This is a genomic window from Lactobacillus sp. XV31L (genome assembly GCF_059900865.1).
In genome coordinates this window covers 171,928-188,097 of the sequence record NZ_JBWXGC010000003.1, presented here as the reverse complement: position 1 = coordinate 188,097, position 16,170 = coordinate 171,928, and the positions used below count along the sequence as shown (strand labels likewise).

Below are 16,170 nucleotides of genomic sequence, written 5' to 3'. Positions count from 1 at the left end.
GTTCGTGAAGGAATATCAATTGAAGGCAACCCGTATTTAAGTTACAATTTATAAGTTGAACGATACCCTGTAGACAGGGCCTTTTGAGGGGAGCAAGTATTTGTGATTTATTTTGACAATAGTGCAACGACAAAAATTGATCCTGCCGTTTTAGCTACTTATGATCAAGTAGCCCAAACTATTTGGGGGAACCCATCGAGCTTGCACAAGTTAGGCGACCGAGCGTTTCAATTATTGGAAAGTTCACGCAAGCAAATTGCGGGTCTTTTAGGCACAAAGCCAGATGAGATTTTTTTCACGTCTGGCGGCACAGAAGCAAATAATTGGGCCATTAAAGGAACAGTTCTGCAAAAGCGTGAATTTGGCAAGCACTTGATCACGTCAAGCGTGGAGCATGCTTCAGTTGCTAATTGCTTTACTGCACTAGAGCGGTTAGGCTTCCGCATTACCCGACTTCCAGTTGACAAGGAAGGGCGCGTTAGCGTCAGTGACTTGCGCAATGCCCTTGATTCAGACACTACGCTGGTTTCGGTTATGGGCGTCAATAATGAGATTGGAACGATTCAGCCAATTGATGAAATTAGCGACCTTTTGACAAATTATCCCACGGTTAACCTGCATGTGGATAATGTGCAGGCCCTTGGGAAAAGCATTTGGCCCCGTGTCTTTACTCCGCGGGTCGACCTCTTCAGCCTGTCTGCGCATAAGTTCCATGCACCACGTGGGACCGGTATCCTTTATAAGAAAGAGGGCAAGATGCTTTCACCGCTGCACGATGGAGGTGGCCAAGAAAAGGGTCTGCGTTCGGGCACAGAAAACCTGCCGGCGATTGCTGCCATGGCCAAGGCAATGCGACTGTTATTGCATGATGAAGGCAAAAAGAGTACCCGTGAAGCTGCTATTAAGCAAAAAATTGTCACTTATTTGCAAGATAAACCGGGAATCAAAATTTTTTCACCAGTCAGCAGTGGCTTTTCTTCGCACATTCTGTGCTTTGCTCTTACTGGCATTCGCGGAGAAACACTGGTCCACACACTTGAAGAACACGATATTTATACATCAACCACGTCAGCTTGTGCTTCAACTAAGACAGATGAGGCTGGCACGCTAGTTGCAATGCACATTGATGACAAGGTAGCAACGAGTGCAATTCGGCTTAGTTTTGACGAGACCAACACGCTAGAAGAGGCAGACGAGTTTATCCGGGTCTTTGAGCAGATTTACCAGCACTTTGCCCCGATTAATCATTTAGGAGAAGAATAGTAATGAAGTATACTGAAATTATGGTTCGCTATGGCGAATTATCGACTAAGGGCAAGAACCGCAAGGATTTTATTGGTCGGTTAGCAGGAAATGTGACCAAGGTCTTACGCGACTTTCCAGAAATTGAAATCCACGCCCGGCACGATCGGATGCATATCGTCTTGAACGGTGCACCATTTACTGAAGTAGACCAGCGGTTGAAAAAAGTTTTTGGCATTCAGACATATTCGCCTACAATTAAAATTGAAAAGACCCTAGAAGCAATTGAAGAAACTGCGCTGGCCTTGATGAAGGAAACGTATAAGACTGGAATGACCTTCAAGGTCAATACACGGCGCAGCGACCACCACTTCACATATGATACCAACGAGCTAAACAGTATGGTGGGTGACTACCTGTTTGACCATATGGAAAACTTGAAAGTAGAGATGAAACGCCCTGATATTGTACTGCGCATAGAGGTTCGTCCTGATGCAGTCTACATTTCTAATCAGCTCCTTCATGGTGCGGGCGGAATGCCTGTTGGCACTGGTGGCCGGGCTGTGATGATGCTATCGGGCGGAATTGATTCGCCAGTTGCTTCTTACCTGGCCCTGAAGCGCGGTGTTGACATTGACATGGTCCACTTTTATAGTCCACCTTATACTACGGAAAAGGCGCTGAACAAGGCTAAGGAGTTGACGGGCATCTTGGCCAATTACGCCGGCCGCATCAACTTTATTGCAGTGCCGTTTGCTGAGATTCAGGAAACAATCAAAGAAAAAATTCCTGAGGGCTACTTGATGACTGTGCAGCGTCGGTTTATGCTGCAGCTAGCAGACCAGATTAGAGCCAAGCGTAAGGGTCTAGCAATCTTTAATGGCGAGTCAGTCGGTCAAGTAGCCTCGCAAACGCTTGAATCAATGGCAGCAATCAATGATGTAACCACTACACCAGTAGTGCGTCCAGTAGCGACAATGGACAAGACTGAAATTATCGCATTAGCTGAAAAAATTGGTACCTTTGACCTGTCGATCCAACCTTTTGAAGACTGCTGCACGATTTTTGCGCCACCACGTCCTAAGACTAAGCCACGGATTGACAAGGCACGTGAATTTGAAGCGCGTCTTGACGCTGATGACCTAATCAACCGAGCTCTGGCAGGAATTCAAGTAACGCCGATTTACCCTAATGATAAATTCTTGGCTGATAAGGCACAAGAAGATGCACTACTTCTGTAAAAATATGCTATAATACTGGCAAAGCAATAACCAAGAGGTATTAATCCCAAATAGCAGAGAAAGACCCATAGTGGTGAAAGGTCGAAGGGGTTAGTTAGTAGCTTGGCTAGACTGGTTGACTGAACTAATAGTAGGTTAATCCGGCAGTTCGCCGTTATCACAATGCAAGAGAAGCAGGCTTTATGCCTGCTTAATCTTAGGTGGTACCGCGGTAATTACATCGTCCTAGACATTTTGTCTAGGACTTTTTTATTGGGAGGAGAATTATGACAGATTTAGCACCTAAATACGATCCACAGGCGGTCGAACAGGGCAGATACCAGGAATGGCTTGATGAAAACTTATTTGAACCATCTGGTGATAGCAAGGCGCATCCATATGCAATTGTGATTCCGCCGCCAAATGTGACGGGAAAATTACACTTGGGGCATGCATGGGATACGGCGATTCAAGATACATTGATCCGTTTTAAGCGGATGCAGGGCTACGATACCCTTTACCTGCCCGGAATGGACCATGCTGGCATCGCCACCCAGGCCAAGGTTGAAGCTAAGCTGCGCAAGCAAGGCAAGAACCGCCATGAAATGGGGCGTGAGGCCTTTGTTAAGCAGGTTTGGGATTGGAAGGACGAGTATGCTGGCATCATTAAGAGCCAGTGGGCCAAGATGGGTCTGTCGCTAGATTATTCACGTGAGCGTTTTACTCTTGACAAGGGATTGTCCAAGGCGGTTCGACAGGTATTCGTTCAATTATATAATGAAGGCTTGATCTACCGCGGCGAGTACATTATTAATTGGGATCCAGAGTTGCAGACAGCTTTGAGTGACATTGAAGTAATCCACGAGGATGACAAGGGTGCCTTCTACCATATCAAATACCCCTTTGCTGATGGGTCAGGCTTTGTTGAGATTGCAACGACGCGTCCCGAGACCATGTTTGGCGACACTGCTGTTGCAGTTGCGCATGGGGACGAACGCTACCGAGATATTGTCGGAAAAGACCTGGTTCTGCCACTTGTTGGCCGGCGTATTCCAATCATTGAAGACCAACACGTTGACCCAGAATTTGGGACGGGCTTAGTTAAGATTACTCCAGCTCATGATCCTAACGACTTTGCTGTCGGCAATCGGCACGATCTTGACCGGATCAATGTCATGAATGATGATGGCACGATGAACGAACAGGCTGGCAAATATGCAGGCATGGATCGCTTTGAATGCCGTAAGGCACTGGTCAAGGACTTGAAAGACCAAGGTTACCTAATCAAGGTTAAGCCAATCGTCCATTCAGTTGGTCACTCAGAACGCTCAGGTGTTCAAGTTGAGCCGCGTCTGTCCACGCAATGGTTTGTCAAGATGAAGCCATTGGCTGAAAAAGCCTTGGCCAATCAGGAAACTAAAGATAAGGTTACCTTTGTGCCAGAGCGCTTTGAGCACAGCTTTAAGCAGTGGATGGAAAATATTCACGACTGGGTAATTTCTCGGCAACTCTGGTGGGGACACCGGATTCCGGCCTGGTACCATAAGCAAACCGGTGAAATCTACGTAGGCGAGGAAGCACCCAAGGATATTGAAAACTGGGACCAGGACCCTGATGTTTTGGATACATGGTTTTCTAGTGCATTATGGCCATTTTCTACGCTGGGCTGGCCAGATGAAGATTCAGCTGACTATAAGCGCTATTTCCCAACCAATGCTTTGGTCACAGGTTACGATATCTTGCCTTTCTGGGTTGCACGGATGATTTTCCAGAGTCTGCACTTTACTCATGAAAGACCCTTTAAGGACGCTGTTTTGCACGGCTTGATTCGTGACGAACAGGGCCGCAAGATGAGCAAGTCACTGGGCAACGGGGTAGATCCAATGGATGTCATTGACCAGTATGGAGCTGACGCTTTGCGCTGGTTCTTGCTTAATGGGACTGCTCCAGGTCAAGATACGCGCTATAACCCCAAAAAATTAGCTGCAGCATGGAACTTTATCAATAAGGTTTGGAATGCTTCCAGATTTGTTATTATGAACTTGCCTAAAGATGCTGAACCAGCTCACTTGCCTGATACGTCAACCTTTGATCTGGCTGATGGCTGGATCTTTGACCGCTTGAACCATGCAGTGAGTGAAGTTATTCGCTTGTTTGATGAATATAAATTTGGCGAGGCTGGACGCGAGATTTACAATTTTGTTTGGAACGATTTTTGTGATTGGTACATTGAAATGGCCAAGGTTGCCCTTAACGGCGATGACGAAGAATTAAAGGCCCAAAAGCAAGACAACTTGATTTGGATTCTAGACCAGATTCTGCGTATGCTCCATCCTATTATGCCGTTTGTAACAGAGAAGCTGTGGTTGTCAATGCCTCATGAGGGCAAGTCAATCATGGTTGCCAAGTATCCAGAAACTCATGCTGAATTTAATAATGCTAAGGCGCGGCGCGACATGGACTTCTTGATTGAAACGATTAAAGCAGTCCGCAACATTCGGATGGAAGTTAATGCACCATTATCTTCTCCAATTGACATTATGATTCAGTTGGAAGACAAAAATAACGAGCAAATTTTGACCGACAATGCTGAATACGTCAAAAACTTCCTCCACCCCAAGGATCTGACTATTGCAACTGCAATTGAGGCGCCAAAATTAGCAAAAACAGCCGTAATATCTGGTGCACAGGTGTTTGTTCCATTAGCTGACTTAGTGAACATTGACGATGAAATCAAACGCATGAAGAAGGAAGAGGGAGAGCTGGAAGCTGAAGTTGCCCGTGCAAGTAAAAAGTTAGGCAATCAAGGCTTTGTTGCGCATGCCCCTGCAGCCGTTATTGACAAGGAAAAGGCTAAAAAGGCTGACTATGAAAGCCAGCTTGAAAGCGTACGGCAGAGAATTCAGGAATTGAAAAAGAGTGAATAAGGTGATTTTTTCTAATAGTCAAGAAGTGATTGCCCACTTGTATGCACTCCCTAAACTGCATGATAAGGCTGACTTATCCTACATTAAAAGGGTATTGCATGCGGCAGGCAACCCCCAAGACCGAGTAAAAACAATTCACGTTACGGGTACCAATGGTAAGGGGTCAACCTCATACTATTTGAGCAAGTTACTGCAAGAGGCTGGTCAAGAGACTGGCCTTTTTGTTTCTCCGTACGTGTTTGAATTTAACGAGCGGATCCAATTAAATAGCAAGAATATCTCTAACACTGAACTAGTCGATGTGGCCAATCAGGTGGAGATTGCAATTCAAGCTATTCGCCAAAAAGATACGGCTTTTGCATTAGTTACCTTTGAATACGAAGTCGCAATGGCCTTTATCTACTTTGCACAGGTCCACTGTGACTATGCGGTGATTGAAGTGGGCATCGGGGGTGCCCACGACAAGACCAACGTTATTACCCCTGAGGTAAGCGTGATCACCACAATTGGGCTTGATCATGAGCAGGTGATTGGTCCCACGATTCAAGATATTGCTCGCGAAAAAAGTGGCGTGATCAAGTATAAGCGACCGGTAGTTTTAGGAAATGTGCCCAAAGCTGTGCTGCCAATAATTATGGCAAAAGCACATGCAGAAAAAGCAACAGTTAGCCAATTGGGTCAAAACTTCACCTTGACTGGCGGGCAAGACTTAATTTATGAAGATGGCGCGCGCAAGGTTGAAATTAGACCAATGCCCGCAGTGGAGGCAATTGATGCAGCTGTTGCCATTAAGGCATTCAGCTTGCTGCACCTGGCGCTCAGTCCAAATCAAATTAAAGCTGCCATTGAACATACTATTGTTCCGGGCCGCTATCAAGTTTTGCAGGACAAGCCTCTTATTGTTCTTGATGGAGCCCATAATATCCAGGCAATAAAAAATTTGCTGAACTTTATTCATGAGCAACAGCAAGTTCGCCAGGGCAACGTTCGTATCTTAGTAATGATGATGAAAGACAAGGATATCGACCAAGTCTTTTCTTTGTTCAAAGAAACAGACAAGGTAAAGTTAACAACAATTGACTACATGCGAGCAGCTAAAAGAACAGATTTTCCAGATTGGGTCCAGCGCAAATATGCGTATTATACAGACTGGCATAAGGCATATAGAGAAATGAAGCAAGCTAGCCAGGTAAATGATATACTGCTGGTAACAGGTTCATTTTACTTAGTAGGCAATATTTTGCAGATGGAGGCTGAAAATGCGAGTTCAAGGCGTAAAAGATGAAGTTAGAGGCATCTTGTTTGATATGGATGGCCTCTTAGTCAATTCGGAAAACCTATACTGGAAGGCCAACATTCAAGCAGCCAAAGAGGCAAATTTGGGTATACCAGATGATACTTATTTGCAGCTTGTGGGCTCAACTGCAGCTGATATGACAGTTTTTTACCACCATTATTTTGCTAGTAGCAAGCAGCGAGACCAATTTGTCAAACGGACTGATGAATTGGTATGGCGCTGGACAGATGAGGGCAAGTTGAAGCTGCGTCCCGGGGTTCAGGAAGCGCTTGATGCCTTTCAAGCCGCAGGCTTGGCGATGGCTATTGTGACTAGCAATACTGAGTCTGTGGTTGAGCATACGCTATGGTCCACGGGCATGCGCAATTATTTTCAATTTCACTTGAATTCTGATGATGTTGTCAAGAACCAGATCAAGCCTAAGCCTGCAGCCGATATCTATCTTTTAGGTGCACAAAAGCTGGGCATACCGCGCGAAAACATCTTGGCCTTTGAAGACTCTTCAACAGGCGTGCAGGCTGCCGTTAATGCTGAGATCAAGTGTGTAATGATTCCTGATCTCATTCCAGCTAGTCAGACTGACCAAAAAAATGCCCTCTTTGTTTGTCATGATTTTACTGAGTTTTTAGGGAAGATCTAGCTCCTTTTGCGTATTTAATAGTGAAAGGAATGATTAGATGAAAATTATCAAATCCAGTAACTATTTAGTTAATACCGATATTGAATTGCTAAGTCTTTTGGTTAATCAGCTTAGAGAAAAGGGACTAGAACGACTTGATCAAGTAGAAGGAGCACTTGCCAAGTTAAATATTACTGACTTTAACAGCTTGCTTAAGTACACTTCAGGGGCTGAATGTGATGATGAACTTGCTTTTCTTTGTGAAAATATAATTGAGAGATTGCGCGCAGCTGTTCCTGATCGTGAAGCAGTTCTTACATCGAGCAGCGAGGTGGGGATGTATTTGATGGACAAGCTTGCTGGACGCAAACAAGAAGAGCTATGGGCTATCTATGTTGACAATAGCAACCATATTGTTGCGGAAAAACGTCTCTTCCAGGGAACACTGGACAAATCGATTGCACATCCGCGAGAAATCTTTCGCTGGGCTGTTCTTTATGCTTGTGCCGGCATCTTTGTGGTGCACAACCATCCAAGTGGCAAGCTGATACCGTCAGAAAGCGACATTGAACTTACCAGAATCCTTAATTCCGCCGCTGACATGCTTCATATTGACTTTTTGGACCACTTTATTGTGGGCAAGGGACGGTATCTGAGCATGCGTGAACAGCAATTGTTTTAAATTCATCTTAAAGTGGCCCCAGGAATCTCTCTTTGCCTGCTCTTTATGCTATAATGATTCAAGATTTAGAGACTGCAGTAATTAAGGAGAGATTTTTGTGTTTGGATTAGGAGCAAAAAACATTGGTATCGATTTGGGTACGGCCAATACACTCGTTTACATGGAAGGCAAGGGCATTGTCCTTAGAGAACCTTCTGTCGTAGCCAAGAATACCCAAACTGGCAAAGTAATTGCGGTTGGTACTGAAGCAAGAGAAATGATTGGCAGGACGCCAGCCAGCATCGTCGCCATTAGACCAATGAAAGATGGTGTAATTGCGGATTATGACACAACTGCATCTATGCTTAAGTACTTTATCGAAAAGACGGTTGGCAATTCCAAGCCTTCAGCAATGATTTGCGTACCCTCCGGCGTTACCGAAGTTGAAAAACGTGCTGTCATTGATGCCGCCCGAGTTGCTGGAGCACGCGAGGCTTTCGTAATTGAGGAACCATTTGCAGCTGCTATTGGTGCTGGCCTCCCCGTGATGGATCCAACTGGTTCAATGGTGGTTGACATTGGCGGAGGAACGACCGATGTTGCCACAATTTCGCTGGGCGGAATTGTTTCTTCTACTTCAATTCGCCAAGCCGGTGACAAGTTCAATTCGGCAATTGTCAACTATGTTCACTCTAATTTCAACTTATTAATTGGTGAGCGGACAGCTGAGGATATCAAAATCCAGATCGGATCCGCATCAGTTGAAAAGGCGAGCGGTATCGAAGCTGTTAACATTCGTGGACGTGACCTGGTTACGGGACTGCCTAAATCAGTTGATATTGAAGCAGCTGATGTTGCTAAGGCAATCCAAGATGTAGTTCAAGATATTATTGTCGCAATCAAGGAGACGCTTGAGCAGACTTCGCCTGAAATCGCTGCAGATGTTATTGACCACGGTATTGTTTTAACGGGTGGGGGCGCGCTGCTGAAAAACTTACCGGAAGTTATTTCTGAAGCGACAAAGGTTCCTGTCTTCATTGCTCAGGATCCACTTGACTGTGTTGCTGCAGGTACTGGCAAGTCTCTTAAAAACATTGAAATAATGCGTCGAAGTCGCAGATAATAAGGGTCGGCTACTATTGCCGGCTTTTTTAGGAATCAGTTCTATATGAAGAAGTTTCTACAAAACAAAAAATTAGTAGCGGTATGCATTGGTGTAATTGTGCTTTTTTCCGTAATCGGGATCAGTGTCAACTTGCGCAATAAGAGAAACACGCCGCTGGTTATTCAAAGCTTTGGCAATGATATTGTGGCAGTTGGTGTGCGTATGGTTGACTTTCCCATTGGGCTAGTATCAGGTAGCCTGAATAGCGTCCACGACCTGCTTACCACCCAGGACGAGAACAATTACTTGAAAAGCCAGGTTAGTGATCTGGAGCAGACTAAGGCCCGCAATGAGAGTCTTGAGGATGAAAATAAACAATTGAAGTCTGCTCTAAAGTTAAAAAAGACGCTGACTGACTTTGACATGGTTCAGGCGTCGGTTATCTCTCGTTCGCCTGATAGCTGGACAACGCTTTTAGTTATCAATAAAGGAACTACAGCCGGCCTCCACAAGAATATGGCGGTGATGGCCGGGGGTGGTCTTATTGGGCGTGTTCTTGAAGTCAGCGCGGCATCAGCAAAAGTGGAATTAATCACCACTACGGACCAGTCGGCTAATCGCTTTGCAGTTGAAGCAGAAGCAACTAATGGAAAAAAGGTTCATGGCATCATTACCGTAGTTGGTACCAAGTCTTTGGCTTTCACCCAGGCAGTTGATACGCAAAAGCTTAAAAAGGGCACTAAAGTATACACTAGCGGTATGGGAGGCAATTCACCCAAGGGACTTTTGGTTGGCACAGTTAAGACAACAACGCGTGACACTTTCGGCTTGTCTGACTTGATTAAGATCGACCCAGCAGGTGAATTGAATGACCCCACGGTAGTAACTGTGATTAAGAGAAAGGTGTCAGACTAGTGCGCTCTTTGCAAAAATTCACCTTGGCGGTTGCCCTTTATATTGCACTGGCCCTTAATAGCAGCTTGTCCTTTTTGCTGCACCAATTTTTTGCTTATGGTGATGGCGCAAACTTGCTGCTGCCAGTTGGAATAATGCTGGTTGCCCTTTTTGACGACATTAACCCTAAAGAAATATGGTTGGCACTTGGTGCGGGCGTTGTCAGCGATATTTACTTTTATGGCATTATCGGCATTTATACAGTTAGTCTTCCTTGCATTTGTTGGCTTCTCCAGCAAGCAGCCCGTTTTCTGCCTGAAGTTTTTTGGGTAAGAATAATTGCAGTTTTGCTTGGTTCAGCGGCTGTGACTGTATACAGCTGGGCAGTCTTGAATCTGACAGGCATTATCAGTGCTCCGTTGCCAGCTCTCTTGCTTAGCCTTGTGCCAACGCTTGCTTGGTCACTTGTGTTTGCAATACTGAGCTATCGTATCTGGGACTGGCTAGCAATTCGCTACCCATTTATGGTTAACTTGGATAATTATCGGCAATAAAAAAGCGTGAGAATTGATTCCTCACGCTTTTTAGTCGAAAACACCAAAGCTGGCCATTGCACTGACTACCTGCATTACAACTGCAGCCAGGGTGATAAAGGCCATTAGCCAGGCCATTACAATTGTTAATTTTTGAAATCCTGATTTTTTCTTTCGTTTCCGTGCCATTAAATGACCTCCCTTGTTTGAACAATATTTTATGCTACTTAGTAGTTTTTTTCAAATGAATAGTGGGATAAAATAAGTAAGAGTGACTAAAGGAAGTAGCAAAAATGTTTTTAATATTCTTATTACCAATAATCGGACTGGCATTAGCATTTATATTGAACAAGGTGTTCCCCCGGGCAAAGTTTCGAGGCTATGATGTCTTACCCTTTTTCTTTGTGTTTGCCTGCCATTTGATTGCGGTTCAGCAGGGGCGGCCAGAGTTTCTCCCCTATGGCTTTTTTGTCTTTTTTATTCTGGTAATCATTTTGGCTGTATCCCAAGCAGTAAAAAATAAGAATATTGATTTGGGCAAAACTTTACGGGAAATTTGGAATTATTTGACCCTTAATACTGTATTTTGGTATGTAGGCTTGTTATTTATGATGATTTAAAATAACAATTAAGATTAATTTGATAAGAGCGAGGACTCAATACGAGTTCTCGCTATTTGTTTTTTAATAAAAATAAATTATTTCCCATTTTATTACGAAATAAGTGGTAGGAAGTGGTGAATTGTGGTAAATTATTCTTTGGAAGGGGGCTAGACCATGTTCATGGGTGAATATCATCACAATCTCGACAGCAAAGGACGGTTAATAATACCGGCTCGTTTGCGTAGTCAAATTGGTGACAAGATGATTTTTACCCGCGGAATGGAAGGCTGCATTTTCGGCTATACCACTGAAACATGGGCGAAAATTGAAGCCAAGTTAGCGCAACTTCCGTTGACTAAGAGAAACGCGCGTAGTTTTACGCGGCTGTTTTACTCTGGTGCGATGGAATCTGAATTCGATAAGCAGGGGCGTGTGAATCTGACCACAACATTGAAGAAACACGCTTCCCTGATTAAAGAATGCGTCATCGTCGGCGTTTCCGATCGAATTGAAATTTGGTCGAAGGAATGTTGGGAAGACTTTAGCAATCAAGCTAATGAAAATTACGATGATATCGCTGAAGACTTAGATGATCTTGAACTATAAAATTATGGAATTCAAACACACCAGTGTACTCTTACACGAAACAATTGAAAATTTAGAAGTTAAAAATGGTGGTCTATACGTAGACGCAACTTTTGGCGGTGGCGGACACGCAAGTTATTTGCTAAGCAAAATTGACCGAGGAACCCTAGTGGGTTTTGACCAAGATGAATATGCAATAAAATCAGCAGAGTTGAACTTTGCCGCTTTACTAAAAGAAGGCAGTGAGCCCCAATTACGGCTGGTACACGACAATTTCAGCCATCTGAAGATGAACCTGGTTGAGCTGGGTTATCAAGATGGCATTGACGGTATCTACTATGATTTAGGGGTCTCATCCCCACAATTCGACCAAGCAGGACGAGGCTTTTCATACCGCTTCAATGCGCGGTTGGACATGAGGATGGACCAAAGTCAAAGTCTTGATGCATATCAACTGGTTAACAATACGAGTCAAAAAGAGCTGGCTGATATTCTGTATAAGTTTGGTGGGGAAAAGTTTTCTCGTCAAATCGCCCGCAAAATCGTTGAAAGAAGGCAAAACAAACCAATTGAAACAACATTTGAGTTGGTTGAAGTTGTTAAAGAAGCGATTCCAGCGTTTGCGCGACGTACAGGAGGACATCCTGCAAAGAAGACCTTCCAAGCGTTAAGAGTGGCTGTTAACCATGAACTTGACGTTTTACATGAATCACTTGAAGAAGCAATTGCGTTGCTCAAGCCAGGTGGCAGAATCAGCGTGATTACCTTTCAGTCTGATGAAGATAAAATCGTTAAGAATATTTTTAAAAAATATTCGGAAGTTGAAGTTCCCAGGGGCATGCCCTTGATACCAGATAGCATGAAGCCAACACTTCGCCTGGTAAATCGTAAACCGATTGTGGCCTCAACTGAAGAATTAAAAAACAATAACCGCTCACACAGTGCAAAATTGCGAGTTGCGGAAAAATTGTGAAGAGGAAAAAACAATGGCTGATAGTTTAGCAAGAAAAGTAGAATTCAATCCTAAAGAACAAGCTGCGAGCCAAAAAAGGCAGCGGCAAGTTCTCAACCCGCGCCGTGTTGCTTGGTCTAGCTTTGAAAAAACATTGATGGTACTAGGCACCATGATAACGATTGGGTTAATGACGCTTCTAGTTTCTTCTAGCATTTCCGCTACATCAGCCCAGCATGAACTTACCAGCGTGCAACGCTCAGTTGCAAAGGCGCAGAATCAAGTTAGTGATTTGCACCAGGAACTAGGTGAGTTAACCTCGAGCGCCCGGATGAATAAAATTGCCCGGAGCAAGGGGTTAACGTTAATCGAAAAAAATATTAGGACTATTCGCTAATGAAAAAACACATTAGTAATTCAAATTCACAAAAATCCAAAGCACACAAGTACCGCTTTACAGTTGGAAGATTCCTCCAGGTAGTTGTGGCTTTGGTTTTTCTTGTATTTACCGGCAGAATGCTATATATAGGCATTTCTAAAACAGTAAACGGGCAGAATCTGCAGCAAAAAACAGAGCAGCTCTACATGCGCAACCAGGTGTTGAAGGCAACACGGGGGACAATTTATGATCGCAACGGGTTGGCTGTGGCACAAGATGCGCACCAGTATACTGTCTATGCGATTCTAGACAAATCTTCTATTAATTATAAAAACAAGCCTGAATACGTAGTTGACAAGGAAAAAACTGCCCAGCAGCTGGCCAAGGTCTTGCCCTTATCAGCAAACCAAATATTGGCATATTTAAAGCCCGCACATCCAGCTTTTCAGGTGCAATTTGGGGCTGGCGGCAATGGCTTGACCAAGCTGCAAAAAGACCGAATTGACAAGATGAAGCTGCCCGGCATCAAATTCTTTGAAACGCAGGCCCGCTTATATCCGGATGGCAACTTTGCTTCGCACGTAATTGGTCTGGCTACGCCTAAGTATAACAAGCGGTCAAAAACACAAGACTTGGAAGGAACTATGGGACTCGAGGCTTGGTATGATAATGTGCTGGCCGGAAAGGACGGCTACCAGGTCTCATCAGTTGATGCTGCGAATTATCAAACGCCCAATAGCATTCAAACCTACAAGGCACCAACCGATGGCAACAACATTTATTTGACCATTGATTCGCAACTGCAAGAATACTTGGAAAACCGATTGACATACGTACAAAAAAGGTATAATCCTGTTTCTATGACTGCCGTTGTGGAAGACATGAAAACAGGAAAGATAATGGCAGCTTCGCAGCGGCCTACCTTCAATCCCCAAACTAAAAAGGGAATGGAAAATTCTTACCGGAATATTTTGGTTCAGGATACTTATGAACCAGGCTCCGTTTTCAAAATTTTGACTTTGGCAGCTGCAGTTAATAGTGGCAACTACCACCCTAACCAGTACTATAACTCGGGCTCGGTTACAGTCCGGGGTTCTGTTATTCATGACTGGCAAACGAACGGGTGGGGCAGCATCCCATTTTCGCAGGCTTTTCCGCGCTCATCTAACACCGGCTTTGTTCACATTGAGCAGCAGATGGGGGCCAAGACCTGGCGCAAGTATTTGAAAAAGTTCCACATTGGACAAAAAACTGGTGTGACCCTGCCGGGAGAACAAGAGGGCCTCTTGGCCTTTCAATCATCGATTGACCAGGCAGTTACCAGTTTTGGTCAAGGCGTCAACGTGAATGTAATGCAAATGATGCAAGCATTCAGCAGTCTGGCCAACAATGGTCAGATGGTAAAGCCCCAGTTTGTTGAAAGGGTAACGAATCCAAACGGCAAAACGATCAGTGGCTACCAAATTAAAAATGTGGGTCAACCAGTCTACTCGAAGGAAACTGCCAAGGTTGTTCTAGCAAATATGAGACGAGTTTTAAACAAGCGAATCGGGACGGGTTCAGCATACCGGATCAAGAATGCCAGTATTGCAGTCAAAACAGGAACCGCCCAAATAGCAAATCTTAAGCATGGTGGCTACCTTAAAGGTAACAATAACTACCTTTTCTCAGTTGTGGGCGTGACCCCAGCAAAGCATCCACGGTACTGCATCTACATTACTGTAAAGCAGCCGCAACGAATGGTCGATCCAGCTGAAGTGATGCTGTCTTCAATTTTCAAACCAATGATGTCACGGGTCATTCTGATGTCGAAGAATGAAACAGACAATTCAACGGTGGTCAAGACACCTGATCTTAAGGATTTAAGTTATGATGAAGCCAAAAAAGAAGCGCGCCGGGTTGGTTTGAAACTGACCAAGATTGGCAGTGGTAATAAAGTGACTGCACAGGCTTATCCTAAAGGTCAAAAGCAGCGCTCAGGCAAGCGCATGTTTGTTCTGACAGATGGGAAAGTTCATTGCCCGCAAATGCAGGGATGGACTCTGGATGACTTGCACCAGTTTGCCGACTTGACTGGTGTTAAAGTGAAGATAAAAGGAAGCGGCCTTGTTCAAAGGCAGAATGTTTTGCCAGGCAGGGTCCTCAAGTCAGGAACAAAAATCAAAGTAATATTAAAGGAGTAGCATTTTATGCTTGTTGTCAGCATTATTGCATTAGTTAGTTCATTAGCATTGACGGGAATTTTCTTGCCGTGGATGATAATTTTCATGCGTGCGCACCATGAAGGCCAGGAAATTCGTGATGAAGGGCCCAAGTGGCACCGAAAGAAATCGGGTACTCCGACAATGGGCGGCATTATCTTCGTTCTTTCTGCCGCAGTTTCGACCGTGTGGGTGGTAGCTTGGCAGCATGAAATGACCAAACTAATTTGGATTTTGCTGATCAGTTTGCTCGGTTATGGCGTGATCGGTTTTCTAGATGATGGCATTAAGCTTTTTTATAAACGCAACTTGGGACTGAAGGCCTGGCAGAAATTTGGGCTGCAAATCTTAATTGCGCTTGTGATAGTCGCTTTGGCAGGGGCAGCCAACTTCAAATTTAGCCTATTTATACCATTCTTTGGCCTGGTTAATAGTATTGTCTTGTTTACTATCTTTGTTGTCATATGGCTGGTCGGCTTTTCTAATGCCGTAAACCTGTCGGATGGCCTGGATGGCCTTGCCACGGGCCTGACAATTATTGCCTATGGTACATATGCATATCTTGCGTTCAAGCAAAAGAACTTTGCAATTTTGCTCTTTTGCATGAGCGTAATTGGCGGTTTGATTTCATTTTTTATCTTCAACCATAAACCTGCTAAAATTTTTATGGGTGATGCTGGTTCACTGGCACTTGGTGGCGGACTAGCTGCTGTCAGCGTCTTTTTGAACAGGCCTTGGTCGCTATTGCTTATTGGCATTGTTTTCGTCTGCGAGACTGCAAGCGTCATTTTGCAGGTGATTTCTTTTCAGACGACGGGCAAGCGCATTTTCAAGATGACACCTATCCATCACCACTTTGAAATGTTAGGCTATTCTGAATGGAAGGTCGACATTATTTTTTGGCTAGTAGGTCTAGTTGGCAGTGTTTTGTATTTAATGATTTGGGGCTAAAA

The 16,170-nt window shown here is 44.4% G+C and carries 16 protein-coding genes; 15 read left to right on the top strand and 1 reads right to left on the bottom strand.

Annotated features, from left to right (window positions below):
- The first annotated feature begins 102 nt into the window (after positions 1 to 102).
- The 9 genes from AC2JF7_RS03425 (at position 103) to mreD (ending at position 10,519) form a co-directional block, all read left to right on the top strand.
- Positions 103 to 1,263, top strand: coding sequence for a cysteine desulfurase family protein (locus AC2JF7_RS03425; RefSeq protein WP_500727122.1), 1,161 nt, complete (start codon positions 103 to 105; stop codon positions 1,261 to 1,263).
- Between the two features lie 2 nt (positions 1,264 to 1,265).
- Positions 1,266 to 2,483, top strand: a complete 1,218-nt coding sequence (gene thiI, locus AC2JF7_RS03420) for a tRNA uracil 4-sulfurtransferase ThiI (RefSeq protein WP_500727121.1) — start codon at positions 1,266 to 1,268, stop codon at positions 2,481 to 2,483.
- 266 nt (positions 2,484 to 2,749) lie between these two features.
- Positions 2,750 to 5,389, top strand: a complete 2,640-nt coding sequence (locus tag AC2JF7_RS03415) for a valine--tRNA ligase (protein WP_500727119.1) — start codon at positions 2,750 to 2,752, stop codon at positions 5,387 to 5,389.
- 1 nt (position 5,390) lies between these two features.
- On the top strand, positions 5,391 to 6,674 hold the full coding sequence (locus AC2JF7_RS03410) for a bifunctional folylpolyglutamate synthase/dihydrofolate synthase (protein WP_500727140.1): 1,284 nt from the start codon (positions 5,391 to 5,393) through the stop codon (positions 6,672 to 6,674).
- Positions 6,649 to 7,326 (top strand): HAD family hydrolase, encoded by a 678-nt coding sequence (locus AC2JF7_RS03405; protein WP_500727117.1) that lies wholly within the window; start codon positions 6,649 to 6,651, stop codon positions 7,324 to 7,326. Before AC2JF7_RS03410 ends, AC2JF7_RS03405 begins: the two co-directional genes overlap by 26 nt.
- A gap of 37 nt (positions 7,327 to 7,363) precedes the next feature.
- Positions 7,364 to 7,987 carry a JAB domain-containing protein gene (locus tag AC2JF7_RS03400; RefSeq protein ID WP_500727116.1) on the top strand — a complete coding sequence of 208 codons (624 nt, stop codon included), beginning with the start codon at positions 7,364 to 7,366 and terminating at the stop codon, positions 7,985 to 7,987.
- A gap of 97 nt (positions 7,988 to 8,084) precedes the next feature.
- Positions 8,085 to 9,089, top strand: coding sequence for a rod shape-determining protein (locus AC2JF7_RS03395; RefSeq protein ID WP_500727115.1), 1,005 nt, complete (start codon positions 8,085 to 8,087; stop codon positions 9,087 to 9,089).
- Positions 9,090 to 9,134: 45 nt separating this feature from the next.
- Complete coding sequence (gene mreC / locus AC2JF7_RS03390) at positions 9,135 to 9,986, top strand: rod shape-determining protein MreC (RefSeq protein ID WP_500727113.1); 852 nt, start codon at positions 9,135 to 9,137, stop codon at positions 9,984 to 9,986.
- Positions 9,986 to 10,519, top strand: coding sequence for a rod shape-determining protein MreD (mreD, locus tag AC2JF7_RS03385; RefSeq protein ID WP_500727112.1), 534 nt, complete (start codon positions 9,986 to 9,988; stop codon positions 10,517 to 10,519). The genes mreC and mreD overlap by 1 nt, the downstream gene beginning before the upstream one ends.
- 30 nt (positions 10,520 to 10,549) lie before the next feature.
- Here mreD and AC2JF7_RS03380 read toward each other — a convergent pair whose 3' ends face one another.
- Positions 10,550 to 10,687, bottom strand: coding sequence for a DUF4044 domain-containing protein (locus AC2JF7_RS03380; protein ID WP_500727111.1), 138 nt, complete (start codon positions 10,685 to 10,687; stop codon positions 10,550 to 10,552).
- Between the two features lie 104 nt (positions 10,688 to 10,791).
- On the opposite strand from AC2JF7_RS03380, the gene AC2JF7_RS03375 reads away from it, so the two are divergent.
- The 6 genes from AC2JF7_RS03375 to mraY all read left to right on the top strand — a co-directional run bounded on the left by AC2JF7_RS03375 (position 10,792) and on the right by mraY (position 16,168).
- Positions 10,792 to 11,118 carry a DUF3397 domain-containing protein gene (locus tag AC2JF7_RS03375; RefSeq protein ID WP_500727109.1) on the top strand — a complete coding sequence of 109 codons (327 nt, stop codon included), beginning with the start codon at positions 10,792 to 10,794 and terminating at the stop codon, positions 11,116 to 11,118.
- 156 nt (positions 11,119 to 11,274) lie between these two features.
- Positions 11,275 to 11,706: a division/cell wall cluster transcriptional repressor MraZ gene (mraZ, locus tag AC2JF7_RS03370; protein WP_500727108.1), complete on the top strand. Its 432-nt coding sequence runs from the start codon at positions 11,275 to 11,277 to the stop codon at positions 11,704 to 11,706.
- Positions 11,707 to 11,710: 4 nt separating this feature from the next.
- The gene (gene rsmH, locus AC2JF7_RS03365; RefSeq protein ID WP_500727106.1) at positions 11,711 to 12,658 is read left to right on the top strand and encodes a 16S rRNA (cytosine(1402)-N(4))-methyltransferase RsmH; all 948 of its coding nucleotides are present in this window, start codon (positions 11,711 to 11,713) and stop codon (positions 12,656 to 12,658) included.
- Between the two features lie 13 nt (positions 12,659 to 12,671).
- Positions 12,672 to 13,034 (top strand): cell division protein FtsL, encoded by a 363-nt coding sequence (ftsL, locus tag AC2JF7_RS03360; protein ID WP_500727105.1) that lies wholly within the window; start codon positions 12,672 to 12,674, stop codon positions 13,032 to 13,034.
- Positions 13,034 to 15,199: a penicillin-binding transpeptidase domain-containing protein gene (locus AC2JF7_RS03355; protein WP_500727103.1), complete on the top strand. Its 2,166-nt coding sequence runs from the start codon at positions 13,034 to 13,036 to the stop codon at positions 15,197 to 15,199. Before ftsL ends, AC2JF7_RS03355 begins: the two co-directional genes overlap by 1 nt.
- Positions 15,200 to 15,205: 6 nt before the next feature.
- On the top strand, positions 15,206 to 16,168 hold the full coding sequence (gene mraY, locus AC2JF7_RS03350; protein WP_500727101.1) for a phospho-N-acetylmuramoyl-pentapeptide-transferase: 963 nt from the start codon (positions 15,206 to 15,208) through the stop codon (positions 16,166 to 16,168).
- The last annotated feature ends 2 nt before the right edge of the window (positions 16,169 to 16,170 follow it).

Bases quoted from the DNA above. Each gene is read 5' to 3' on its own strand.
- thiI (WP_500727121.1), top strand. From the start codon at position 1,266: ATGAAGTATACTGAAATTATGGTTCGCTATGGCGAATTATCGACTAAG.
- AC2JF7_RS03415 (WP_500727119.1), top strand. From the start codon at position 2,750: ATGACAGATTTAGCACCTAAATACGATCCACAGGCGGTCGAACAGGGC.
- AC2JF7_RS03405 (WP_500727117.1), top strand. From the start codon at position 6,649: ATGCGAGTTCAAGGCGTAAAAGATGAAGTTAGAGGCATCTTGTTTGAT.
- AC2JF7_RS03400 (WP_500727116.1), top strand. From the start codon at position 7,364: ATGAAAATTATCAAATCCAGTAACTATTTAGTTAATACCGATATTGAA.
- mreC (WP_500727113.1), top strand. From the start codon at position 9,135: ATGAAGAAGTTTCTACAAAACAAAAAATTAGTAGCGGTATGCATTGGT.
- AC2JF7_RS03380 (WP_500727111.1), bottom strand. From the start codon at position 10,687: ATGGCACGGAAACGAAAGAAAAAATCAGGATTTCAAAAATTAACAATT.
- AC2JF7_RS03375 (WP_500727109.1), top strand. From the start codon at position 10,792: ATGTTTTTAATATTCTTATTACCAATAATCGGACTGGCATTAGCATTT.
- mraZ (WP_500727108.1), top strand. From the start codon at position 11,275: ATGTTCATGGGTGAATATCATCACAATCTCGACAGCAAAGGACGGTTA.
- rsmH (WP_500727106.1), top strand. From the start codon at position 11,711: ATGGAATTCAAACACACCAGTGTACTCTTACACGAAACAATTGAAAAT.
- ftsL (WP_500727105.1), top strand. From the start codon at position 12,672: ATGGCTGATAGTTTAGCAAGAAAAGTAGAATTCAATCCTAAAGAACAA.
- AC2JF7_RS03355 (WP_500727103.1), top strand. From the start codon at position 13,034: ATGAAAAAACACATTAGTAATTCAAATTCACAAAAATCCAAAGCACAC.
- mraY (WP_500727101.1), top strand. From the start codon at position 15,206: ATGCTTGTTGTCAGCATTATTGCATTAGTTAGTTCATTAGCATTGACG.